8 protein-coding genes are annotated in these 6,024 nt (G+C 72.1%); 6 read left to right on the top strand and 2 right to left on the bottom strand.

Annotated elements, in window-relative coordinates; all coding sequences use genetic code 11:
- Positions 1–30 precede the first annotated feature (30 nt).
- Positions 31–315 (bottom strand): DUF4190 domain-containing protein, encoded by a 285-nt coding sequence (locus RWM17_RS11355; protein ID WP_314103758.1) that lies wholly within the window; start codon positions 313–315, stop codon positions 31–33.
- A 122-nt stretch (positions 316–437) separates the two neighbouring features.
- On the bottom strand, positions 438–1,061 hold the full coding sequence (locus tag RWM17_RS11360; protein ID WP_314103773.1) for a YitT family protein: 624 nt from the start codon (positions 1,059–1,061) through the stop codon (positions 438–440).
- Between the two features lie 582 nt (positions 1,062–1,643).
- Here RWM17_RS11360 and RWM17_RS11365 point away from each other — a divergent pair.
- The 6 genes from RWM17_RS11365 to RWM17_RS11390 all read left to right on the top strand — a co-directional run.
- On the top strand, positions 1,644–2,039 hold the full coding sequence (locus tag RWM17_RS11365) for a flagellar FlbD family protein (RefSeq protein WP_314103760.1): 396 nt from the start codon (positions 1,644–1,646) through the stop codon (positions 2,037–2,039).
- Positions 2,039–2,863, top strand: a complete 825-nt coding sequence (locus RWM17_RS11370) for a MotA/TolQ/ExbB proton channel family protein (RefSeq protein ID WP_314103762.1) — start codon at positions 2,039–2,041, stop codon at positions 2,861–2,863. The genes RWM17_RS11365 and RWM17_RS11370 overlap by 1 nt, the downstream gene beginning before the upstream one ends.
- Entirely contained in the window at positions 2,860–3,897 is a 1,038-nt protein-coding gene (locus RWM17_RS11375) for a flagellar motor protein MotB (RefSeq protein WP_314103765.1), read from the top strand. The genes RWM17_RS11370 and RWM17_RS11375 overlap by 4 nt, the downstream gene beginning before the upstream one ends.
- A gap of 46 nt (positions 3,898–3,943) precedes the next feature.
- On the top strand, positions 3,944–4,891 hold the full coding sequence (locus RWM17_RS11380; RefSeq protein WP_314103766.1) for a flagellar motor switch protein FliM: 948 nt from the start codon (positions 3,944–3,946) through the stop codon (positions 4,889–4,891).
- Complete coding sequence (gene fliN / locus RWM17_RS11385) at positions 4,888–5,625, top strand: flagellar motor switch protein FliN (RefSeq protein ID WP_194613974.1); 738 nt, start codon at positions 4,888–4,890, stop codon at positions 5,623–5,625. The genes RWM17_RS11380 and fliN overlap by 4 nt, the downstream gene beginning before the upstream one ends.
- 2 nt (positions 5,626–5,627) lie before the next feature.
- A partial coding sequence (locus tag RWM17_RS11390) for a flagellar biosynthetic protein FliO (RefSeq protein WP_314103770.1) occupies positions 5,628–6,024 on the top strand: 397 nt, incomplete at its 3' end.

Raw genomic sequence — 6,024 nt, forward strand, 5'->3', positions numbered from 1 at the left:
CCGCGCCTCCTGCGGTCGATCTCGCAGAGATCAGTAAGTGGGGATGTTGTTCATCTGCTCCATGGCCACGGGCAGCACGAGCACGAAGTACAGGATGCCGAAGACGATCGACAGCAGGCCGATGATGATGCCGGCGATGGCCAGGCCGCGGCCGCGCTCGCCCGTCTTCTTGATCTGCGACAGGGCGATGAAGCTGACGACGACGCCGGCGATGTTGACGACGAAGGCCAGCACGAAGCCGACGATGGCGAGCGTGTTGAACTTGGCGGAAGCGCCGGGGACAGTGGTGGCGGGGGTGTTCTGGTCGTAGGTCATGGTCGTGACTCCTCTGGAGCGGGGTGGCCTCGACGGTCGTCGGCCCGACTCCGAAGGTAGAGAGTTTCTCGAGTCTGTGTCCGACCTGAGAGCGGTTCACCCGCAGATCACCCCCGAAGTGGTCACGTGCGACCGAGGTACCGCCCCTGCTTGTGGTTGAGGGCGAGCACGAGGTTGAGCACCACGGCGCCTGCGGCCGACAGCAGCACGATCCAGGGGGAGACGACGGTGAGCGAGAACAGGATGATGACGACGTCGACCGCCATCTGCACGTAGCCGGCCCGCCAGCCGAGCTTCTCCTGCAGCACGAGCGCGAGGATGTTGATGCCGCCGAGGCTCGCCCCGTGCCGGAACAGGATCAGCAGGCCCACCCCGACGAGCAGGTTGCCGCCCAGCGTGCCGTAGACCGGGTCGATGTCGTCGATGTGGAACACGGCCGGGTGCAGGTACGACATCGCCGACACCATGCCGACGGTGAGCACCGTCCGGAGGGTGAACGCGAGCCCCTTCTTCCACACGGCGAGCGCGAAGAACGGCACGTTCACCAGCATGAACAACGCCCCGAACGACAGCGGCCCGGCGTAGTCGAGCAGCAGCGCGATGCCGGCGGTGCCGCCCGAGACGGCTCCGCTCGTCTTCAGCAGGAACAGCCCGAAGGAGGCGATGAAGACACCCGTCACCACCCCCATCACGTTCTCGACCAGGCTGTGCCGGTTGGCGTCGGCGGTCGCAGCCGTCTCGGTCAGGGCCGGGTCGTCGACGAGCGGGGTCGCCGTGTCGGGCGACAGCGCGGCGTCCGGCCCGGTCGCCTCGGGCGTCGAGTAGACGGGCGTCGAGCCGGTCGGCGACGAGCCGGTCGGCGACGAGCCGGTCGGCGTCGAGCCGACCGTGGGTGCAGCGCCGGGCGAGGCGGTGGCGGTGGCGGGGGAGGCGGAGGTGGGGGAGGAGGGCCGGGCGACTGGGGTGGCGTCGCGCGTGCCGTCGTTCGCGGGGGTGTCGGTCACCGCAGCATCTTGCCAGCCCGGTGTTGCGCGCATGTGTCGCCCGCCGCCTCCTGCCTCTGCCGCGTCCTCCGATCCCGCGGCCACAGGTCCCGGCGGGAAAACGACAAGACGACGCGGGGCCCCGCGTCGTCTTGTCGCTATCGCGTCGGCTAGCGCCCTAGCCAGCGAGGCGACGCCGCGCCGTCCGCCGAGCGGAGGACACGCGCCACGACCCGCGCCTAACGCCGCCCGGCCCCCTGCCGATAGTTCCCCCTGAGCAGCTCAGGACGAGCAGCTCGCCCGCCCCACGGACGGTGGCGGGAGACACAGACCTAGGACGGGCCGATGATCGTCGTCACGCGACTCAACGACAGCAGATTCGCTGTCAACCCAGATTTGATCGAGCGCATCCACGAGACGCCCGACACGACGCTGATCATGGTCGACGGGGCGAAGTACATCGTCACCGAGCCGATGGCCGTGGTGATCGAGATGATCGCCCGCTACCGTGCCCGCATCGTCTCGCTCGCCTACGACGCGCCCGACCTCGCCGCCCCCGCGACGCAGCCGCTCGGCAGCCGCACGTCGACCGGCCCGCAGCTCGGCATCGTCCGCGGCTCGCGAGGCGCCGCCAGCACCGGCAACGAAGGAGGCGGCGGCCTCGTCTCCGCCCTCCGCCCGGCCGAGCAGGCCCCCGCGACCAGCACCACCACCGTGCCCGCACCGACCGGAGCCCGCTGATGGATCCGGCGACGATCATCGGCATCCTGCTCGCGTTCGGCGCGCTGTTCGGGATGATCAAGCTCGAGGGCGTCCACGTCGAGGGCCTGTTGCTGCCCGCGCCGATGCTGCTCGTCTTCGGCGCCACGATCGCGGTCGGCATCGCCGGCACGACGATCAAGGACGCGATGCTGAGCTTCAAGAAGATCCCGCACGCCTTCACGGGCAAGGTGATCCCCCCGCAGTCGGTCATCGACGACATCGTGGCGCTCGCCGAGAAGGCGCGCAGCGAGGGCCTGCTCTCGCTCGAGGCGGAGGCCGAGAAGGTCGAGGACCCCTTCATGAAGGGCGCCCTGCAGAACATTGCCGACGGCACCGACGGCGAGGAGCTGCGGATCCTGCTCGAGGACGAGATGGAGTCGCGTCTCGCCGCCGACCGCACGGCGAGCAAGTTCTTCAACAGCCTGGGCGGCTACGCCCCCACCGTCGGCATCATCGGCACGGTGGTCAGCCTGACCCACGTGCTCGAGAACCTCGCCTCTCCCGACGAGCTCGGCCCGCTGATCGCGGCGGCGTTCGTGGCGACCCTCTGGGGCCTGCTCAGCGCGAACTTCCTCTGGCTGCCGTTCGCCGGTCGCCTGAAGAAGCTCGCCGACCTCGACGAGGCGCGCATGACGCTGCTGATCGAGGGCGTGCTGGCCGTCCAGGCCGGGAGCCAGCCGCGCCTCCTCGGCGAGCGCCTCAAGGCCATGGTGCCGGTGCACTCGCTCGAGGCCGGTGCCGGCAAGGCGGGCAAGGGCGCCAAGGCGAAGGCCGGCGCCGACGACCAGGGCCTCGCAGCGTGAGCGGCGCGCGCGGCGGCCGCAAGAAGAAGGGCCACGCCGAGGAGGAGCACCCCGACGAGCGCTGGCTGGCCTCGTACATGGACATGGTCACCGTGCTGATGTGCATGTTCATCGTGCTGTTCGCGATGTCGAGCGTGGACCAGGACAAGTACATCGCCCTGCGCAACTCGCTCGCGACCGGCTTCGGCCAGACCGACGTCGGCAAGGTCGACACGGCGTCGGGCACCGTCGTCACGGTCAACGACGTGACGCCGGAGGGCCAGGGGTACTCCACCGGCGACGAGACCGACATGAGCAAGGCCTCCGCGAGCGGCACGGCCGGCACGGCCGAGGAGCTCGCGCAGGCCCAGGCCGAGCTCGACGACCTCACCGCCATCAAGGAGGCGATCGCGGCGAGCCTCGCCGGCTCGGGCCTCACCGCCGACGTGCAGTTCTCCACCGACGCCCGCGGGCTCACCGTGCGGCTGGTCGGCTCCGAGACCTTCTTCGGCACGAACAGCGCCGACCTGAGCGACACCGCACGCCGCGTGATGGACGCGATCGCGCCGGTCCTCCGCGGCGCCGGCCACGACGTCTCGATCGAGGGCCACGCCGACCAGCGCAGCTCGACCGCTCCCTACGCGACCAACTGGGAGCTGTCCTCCGCCCGGGCCACGCAGGTGCTGCGCGACCTGGTCGAGCGCGGCGGCCTCCCGGTCGAGCACGCGCAGGCCGTCGGGTTCGGCTCGTCGCGCCCCCTCTCGACCGGCGGCACCGAGGCCGACTTCGCCACGAACCGCCGGGTCGACATCGTCGTCCTGTCGAACCAGTCCGACGACGTGAGCGCGCTGCTGCCCCAGCTGCAGGCGGCGGCCGAGGGTGCAGGAGGCGCGGTGACCGCCGGCAGGAACGCCGCCGCCGAGAGCCCGCCCGCCGTCGAGGAGGCCGCCGCGACCACGACGACCACCGAGAAGAAGACCGACAAGACCGAGAAGAAGACCGAGAAGGAGTCCGAGGACGCCCACGCCGAGGGGGCCCAGTCCGGGGGGCACTGACCACGAGCGCCTAACGACGAGGAGGCGCGGGCCGAGAGTGCCGGTCGTGACGCTCCTCGAGACCCTGCCCCCGGGCACGCCCGCACCGGCCCCGGCCGTCGCTGCGCCGCGCCCGCCGAAGCAGGTCGAGATCTACGACTTCCGTCGTCCGACGACGCTGCCCCGTGAGCACTCGCGGGCCCTCGAGCTCGCCTTCGAGACGTTCGCCCGGCAGTGGGGCACGCAGCTCACCGCCAAGGTCCGGGTGCTGTCGCAGGTCACCTGCGAGCAGCTGCAGGTCCTCACCTACGACGAGTTCGCCGCCTCGCTGCCCGCGACGACCGCGATGGTGCTGTGCGGCATCGAGGGCACGACGCCCAAGGCCGTCATCCAGTTCCCCACCTCCGCGGCGCTCAGCTGGGTCAGCCACATGCTCGGCGGCACGCGAGCCTCGACCGTGCCCGAGCGCACCTTCACCCCGATCGAGCAGGCCCTCGTGCGGCGCCTCATGGAGGACGCCCTCGACGACCTCCGCTACTCGTTCGGCAACCTGCTCGTCGCCCAGATCGTCGTCGGCGGCTTCCAGTACAACTCGCAGTTCGCCCAGGCCGCGCAGAAGTCCGACCTGATGATCGTCGCCTCGTTCGACATCCGGGTCGGCGAGCGCAGCGCCGCCGGCACCGTCGCGATCCCCGCCGAGGTGCTGCTGCCCCAGCTCGGCGAGTCCGAGTCCGCGGTCGACCCGGCGGAGGTGCGCCGCCTGCTCGGCGGCCAGCTCGCCTCGGTGCCGGTCGACGTCGCGCTCCGGCTGGCCCCCGCGGCCGTGCTGCCGAGCGTCGTGCTCGACCTCGCCGTCGGCGACGTGCTGCCCCTGCCGCACCCGCAGTCGCGCCCGCTGGCGATCACGGTCGACGGCCAGGTCGTCGGCCGTGCCGCCGTCGGCTCCGCCGGCTCGCGCCTCGCGGGCATCGTCGTCTCCACCTCCCTCACCGGCACCGAAGAAGGAACCTCATGACCGGCACCACCATCACCCTGCACACCGCCGCGGCGGAGGCGCTCGTCGCGCAGCTGCCGACGCCCGTGCCGCTGCGGGCCGTGCCCGTCGACGCCGCCACCGCCCAGGCTCGCCGCAGCACCGCCTCCTCGGCCGTCGTCACCTCGTTCGTCGGGTCGCTCTCGGCCGACACCGCGCTGCTGCTCGCCGACATGGACCAGGTCGCCGCGGCCGCCGGCACCGACTCGCCCCTCGTCTCGGTCGTCGACGTGCTCCGTCCGGCCCTCGAGGCCGCGACCTCGGTCCTCGGCGCCGGCGTGCTCGGCGACAGCCGGCTCGAGTCGGCCGACGCACTGTTCGCCGACCACTCCACCGTCGTGTTCGACCTGACCGCCGCGGGCGAGACGGTCGGCTGGTTCGCCGTGCGGCTCCGCGAGGACGGCACCGTCGGCCTCGTCTCGTCGAGCTCGCCCGCCTCCTCCGTCCCCGCCGCGCCGCTCGGCGCCGGCAACCTCGGCCGCATCAACAACGTCGAGATGGCGCTGACGGTCGAGATCGGCCGCACCCGCATGTCGGTCCGCGACGTGCTCGGCCTCGAGCCCGGCGCCGTCGTCGAGCTCGACCGCTCGGCCGGGGCCCCCGCCGACGTGCTGCTCAACGGCCGCCTGATCGCGCACGGCGAGGTCGTCGTCGTGGACCAGGACTACGCGATCCGCATCACCCGCATCCTCGACGTCGCCGACGGCGTCGCCTGATCGTGGACACGCTCTTCGTCGCGCTGCGCGTCGCCCTCTCGCTGGGCGTCGTGCTCGCCCTGCTGTGGGTGCTGCAGAAGCGCCTCGCGAAGGGCGGGCTCCGCGGGGGCCGTGCCTCGGCTCCCGTCTCGATCGTCGCCCGTCAGGGCATCGGCGCCAAGGCCAGCGTCGTCGTGGTCGACGTCGAGGGCGAGCGCCTCGTGCTCGGCGTGACCGAGTCGTCGATCACCGTGCTGGCAGCGGCCGACGCGCCCGCGTCCGTCGTCGCGCTCTCGTCCGTGCAGCCGTCCGAGGCGCCCCGGTCGCTCGTCGCGCCCGCTGCGCCCGGCGTCGACGTCCCGCAGGAGGCGCGGGTCACCCCGATCGTCCCCCTCGCGTCGGTCGCCACCGCGCCGGCCC

The organism is uncultured Frigoribacterium sp. (genome assembly GCF_963515265.1).
Classification (GTDB): domain Bacteria; phylum Actinomycetota; class Actinomycetes; order Actinomycetales; family Microbacteriaceae; genus Frigoribacterium.

Bases quoted from the DNA above. Each gene is read 5' to 3' on its own strand.
- RWM17_RS11355 (WP_314103758.1), bottom strand. From the start codon at position 315: ATGACCTACGACCAGAACACCCCCGCCACCACTGTCCCCGGCGCTTCC.
- RWM17_RS11365 (WP_314103760.1), top strand. From the start codon at position 1,644: ATGATCGTCGTCACGCGACTCAACGACAGCAGATTCGCTGTCAACCCA.
- RWM17_RS11370 (WP_314103762.1), top strand. From the start codon at position 2,039: ATGGATCCGGCGACGATCATCGGCATCCTGCTCGCGTTCGGCGCGCTG.
- fliN (WP_194613974.1), top strand. From the start codon at position 4,888: ATGACCGGCACCACCATCACCCTGCACACCGCCGCGGCGGAGGCGCTC.